Raw genomic sequence first — 4,256 nt, forward strand, 5'->3', positions numbered from 1 at the left:
TACCCGGGCGGACGAACCGACACACCCCGCCGGGCGCCGGGCTCGGCCACCGGCTTCGCCCTTGGCCCCTGACCGTGACGACCTGGTGATGTCGACGAAGGCGGGGCCGTTGCCCGGACCGAACGGTGTGCCGAGCGGGCGGGCGACGGCCGATCGCGGTGAACGGGTTGCCGTCGCCTCCTGGTCAGCCGTCCGCTTGGCCCGGTTGCCCGTCCGTGCCTCCCGCGCCGGGTGAGCGCAGGTGGAGGACGACGGCCGCCGTGCCGAGAGCCGGCACGTCGACGGGGACGGCACGGTCCGGCTCCGGAGTCACGTCGTGCGTGGCCGAGCCCAGGTAATTGGTGCGGACGGCGCGCGCGACGGCGAAGGGGGTGCGCAAACGGCAGGTGACGGGGACGTCGGCGACCGACTGGAGGCGCACCATGAGTCTGCCGCTCTCGGGGACGGTCAGGCCGACCAGCCGTACCCGGGTGTCGTCCAGAGTCACGAACTGGGCCTGGGCCGGGGCCTCCGTCCCGGCCGCGGCGCGGGCACGGACCGGAACGATGGGGTGGCCGGTGATCGCGGCGGTCCGTACGCCGAGTTCGTCGGCGTGGGTCGTGTCGCCCTCCGTGGTGGTGCCGAACCCGACGCTGTAGCGGAAGACGTGGTCGAAGGCCTGTCGGGCGGGGAAGTTGGTGTCCCAGATGTTGTTGTGCACCCAGGAGAAGACCGTCGCCGGCTCCTCCCGTGGCAGCGACTGCGGGTAAGGGGCGTACGGAATCGCGATCCCCCCGAGCTGCACGAGCGGGGCGTCCGCCGTCGCCAGTGCGACGTGCCGGGTGCCGTCGCTCAGACTGATCCAGCGGCGGACGGCCCGCATGTGCGCTGCCGACCCCGGAACGGTCTCCCTGTCGGTGCCCAGGACGCCGCCCGTGGCTTCCGTGTGTACGGCGGGGTCGTCGAGGGCGAAGGGGAAGGCGAAGAAGGCGCTCTCCTTCGTCAGGGTCGCGTTCTTGTCGATGCGGTTCTCCATGTCGACGCGTGCCGCGTGGTGCGGAAGGTGAATCCGTACGCGGAGCCGACGGGTGCCGGCCGGGGCGCATTCGTAGACGACGGTCTGCCCGGTGGCGTCCGTGGTGCGGTCGACGAGTGCCGCGGGCGGGGCGGTGCTGCGTGAGGCGAGCAGGTGCATCGAGTCGTCGGCCACGGTCTTGCTGGACTGGTGGTTGAACGCGCCGGCCGTGGCGTACTCGTCGTAGACGTAACCGTTGAAGCCGACGGCCGCGTCCTGGCGGACCATCTCGCGGCCGGTGGCCTTGTCGACGATGGAGGAGATGCACGCCTCGCGCAGGTCCACGGTCACGCGCAGGTGGTCGTTCTCCAGGACGGTGTCCTCGACGGCCGGCCCCGACGTGTCCTCGCCCCGGACCGAGGACACGTCGGCCGTGACGATGTCCAGGCGCACGGCTCCGCAGGCCGGCACGTTCGTGACGGGTACGTGCAGGAAGCGGCCGGCCGCGCGGTGGCGCTCGTTGGTCTGGGCCTCCTCGGAGAAGGGCAGGGGTGCGCCGGTGCGGGCGTCGAGGACCTGGACCGGCTCGCCGAGCGCCACTGTGCTCTCCGGAAGGAAGAGCCGAACCGTTTCGCTCCGCGGCCAGCTGCAGGTGTTCACGGCGTAGAAGGAGGCCGCCGCGTCGTCGGCGGGGGCGAGGGCTTCCCCGAGCAGGGCGCAGGCGGCGTCCAGGAGTGTCTCGGCGTCGTCGTGCGCGCGCATGGCCTGGGAGTACTTCCAGTGCCACTGCTTCTCGCCGGACCCGTGGCCGTGGTCCCCGTGGGTCCAGGGGTCGCCGGCGCCCCAGGTGTGTTCGTTGAACAACGACGCGGCCCGGTAGACGTCCGGTGCGCTCTTGGTGACGGCCGTGCTGCCGGGTACGCCCATCAGGTGGGCGTACCCGGCCACGGTCTGCGCCTCGGCGAGGGCGGCCTGCCCGCGTCGCGTGGCGGACAGCGGGACGGCGCCGGCACCGACGCCGTCGACCCACCAGTCGCTCCAGTCGCCGCGGTAGGTCTCCAGACGGTCACCGACGCGCTTCTCGGCCTCCTCGAAGAAGTCCTGGTTGCGGGAGGCGCGCAGCTGCGGGTACGCCCACTGGTCGTTCCAGCGGCGCACCGTGTCGGAGATGATGCGGCGCGGGGGGCCGTTGTCCGCGAACTTGCCCAGCACCCGCAGGTGCAGCACGTCCCAGGGGTAGGGGTCGGCGGTGTCGGGCAGGTCGAGGGCGGGGAAGCCGGGGATCCCTGGTCCCTGGTGGGGGTAGGGGTACCGGGCGAGGGCGCTGAGGTAGGCGGGCAGCAGGTCGTCGACGTGGTCGTAGGACTCGTCGAAGCCGAGGATCGAGCCCTCCATGTAGGCCAGGCCGTGCGGGGTGTCCGTCCGCCAGACCAGGACGCTGTTCCCGCTGGGCGCCTGCCAGCGGAACAGGCGGGGGAGGTGTTCCCCGCCGACGAGGTGGGGCACGGCGCGGCCGGCCCAGTTGTGCGCCACGGACAGGTAGCGGATGCCGTTGTCCGCGAGGACGTCGGGCAGGCCCACGACCTGGCCGGGCACGTCCGTCTGCATGGCGGTGGTGATGTCGATGCCGTGCCGGTCGCGCAACTCGGTGACGGGGCGCAGCAGTTCGTGCAGTTCGTCGGTCGAGCAGGTCTCGGTGTGGAGGTTGAACGGCATGGCCGTGAGCTCGACGCGTCCCTCACGCACCCGGTCGAGGAACGTGTCCACCTGGCGCCGGGGACGGTTGGCCCGCCAGTCCTGGAAGGAGTGGAACCCTTCGACGGCCCAGCGGAACCGGGCCGGGTCGGGCCAGTCGTCGGTGTCCCGGCAGAGTTCGAGGAGCGAGTCGAGGTAGGCGCGGCTCTCGGCCATCACCCGGCCCTGCGGGTCGGTGTAGCCGATGTCCAGGTGGGAGTGCTGCACCAGGTGCAGCGTCCAGTGACGCTGCGGGCGCGCCTCGAAGGCGAGCCTGGTGCCCTCTTCGAGTTCCGGAAGCTCGATGAGCAAGGGGGTGGGTGCGTCGACCTCCGGGACCAGGAGGCGGGTGTCGCCTCCCGGGCCCGGTATGACCTCGCAGTGGACGGTGGAGCCGCCGGTGGTGGTGACGCGGGCCCTGGTGACGCGCGGGTGCGGGCCGGGGCTGCCGGGACGGCTCGCCCGCAGCCGGACGGACTGAAGCAGTCCGCCCCTCCCGTCGCGGCGCAGCAGGGGCTCTCCCGACATCCGCACCCGCAGGCCCCCGAGGCCGGCGGTGGTGGCCACGCGCTCCTTCAGGATGTCTCGGGCGATGTCGGAGTCCCACCAGGACGGCCGGGTCAGCGGTGGCTTGGGCATGGTGCGTGAGGTCCTTCGTGTCGAGGTCGGAGTGGTGCGGTGGGCCGCGTCAGGAGTGCTGGTGGGTGGCGTGGGCGAGGGTGGCGAAGATCTGGACCATGGCCGACTGGTTGAGGGTCGCGGCCGGGGCCGCGGGGTCGTAGTCCCCGCCGTTGGAGGGCTGGAAGCGGAAGAGGCCGGTGGAGGCGTCCCGGTTGGTCCTGTACGTACCGTCGGCGTAGGCACTCATCGCCTGCAGACGGGCGGGGTCGGGGCGGAGGGCGTCCAGGTCGAGGAGGTCCTTGAAGTAGAAGGCGTTGAAGACGGCCGGCTGGTCGTGCAGGCGGTCGCCCGTGCTCCAGTACGCCAGGGAGCCGCGGGCGTCCTCCACCGCCTTCTGCAGGTACCCGGCGTTCCCGGTGCCCCGGTAGAGCGCGGTGGCGGTACCGATCATGGCGCCCGAGTTGTACGTCCACAGCGTCTCGTTGGTGCTGCCGTCGTCGCCGCGGTCGTTGACGTACAGACCGGGCGCCTTGCGCATGCACGAGTACACCCAGCCGTACCACTGCTCCGCCTTGTCGAGGTGGGCGCGGTCACGGGTGTGCTCGTAGAGGCGGGCGGCGAGTTGGGCCGACAGGGCGGTGACGTTGGTTGCCCGGATGTTGTTGTTCGGCGAGTCGTACCAGTCCATGCCGCCGGGGCACGCCTTGCCGGTGTCGTCGTCCCAGGCCCGTGAGACGACGGGCACGACCCGTTCGGCCCGCTTCAGGAAGCGTTCGTCGCCGGTGGCCTCGTACTGGTCGAGCTGGGTGAGAGCGACCACGGCGTTGTCGTCGTAGTACACGTCGCCGCCCGTCCCCAGGGGGGCGGGAAGGTACGACTCGTAGCCCGGGCGCTCGCCGGAGGTGTA

General features: G+C 71.9%; 2 protein-coding genes. Both read right to left on the reverse strand.

Features of this window, described 5'->3' with window-relative positions; translation table 11 throughout:
* Positions 1-184 precede the first annotated feature (184 nt).
* Positions 185-3,367: a glycoside hydrolase family 38 C-terminal domain-containing protein gene (locus tag RIF68_RS29025; RefSeq protein ID WP_289908311.1), complete on the reverse strand. Its 3,183-nt coding sequence runs from the start codon at positions 3,365-3,367 to the stop codon at positions 185-187.
* Between the two features lie 49 nt (positions 3,368-3,416).
* On the reverse strand, positions 3,417-4,256 hold an 840-nt coding region (locus RIF68_RS29030; protein WP_309054257.1), incomplete at its 5' end, for a glycoside hydrolase family 76 protein.

Source organism: Streptomyces sp. (genome assembly GCF_031178505.1).
Classification (GTDB): Bacteria; Actinomycetota; Actinomycetes; order Streptomycetales; family Streptomycetaceae; genus Streptomyces; species Streptomyces gulbargensis.